This is a genomic window from Marinobacter sp. UBA2498 (genome assembly GCF_002341575.1).
GTDB lineage: Bacteria > Pseudomonadota > Gammaproteobacteria > Pseudomonadales > Oleiphilaceae > Marinobacter > Marinobacter manganoxydans.
The window spans coordinates 12,669-13,002 of sequence record NZ_DDOI01000016.1 but is presented as its reverse complement, the minus strand read 5'-3'; the positions used below and the strand labels follow the sequence as shown (position 1 = coordinate 13,002).

Here is a 334-nt window from a genome sequence, read left to right as displayed (position 1 = left end):
TGTCTGTCAGCCCCTATACCCATGCCATGCTCCCTCTGTTGATCGACCTGGGTGCTGCCCGCGAGGCCATGCCGGATATTGCTTTGCCAGCACACAGCCATTACCCGGAGGGTGAAGCGCGCGCCGCATGGCAGCTCCAACAGGCTAGGACCGTTTTTCAGCGCTTCTTCGGTGTTGATCCCTCCGGCTGCTGGGCTTCCGAGGGTGGCCTTAGCCAGGCCACACTGGGCCTGCTGGATCAACATCAATTTCGATGGACTGCCAGCGGAGATTCTGTGGTGCACAACAGCCTCAATCTGGCCCGGCAGGACAACCCGGATTTGCCCGATGCCGG

Annotated in this window: 1 pseudogene; it reads left to right on the top strand. The window is 61.1% G+C overall.

What is annotated here, in order from left to right:
* Window positions 1-334 (top strand): annotated as a pseudogene (locus tag B2W52_RS01745) (glycoside hydrolase); the annotation flags it as partial.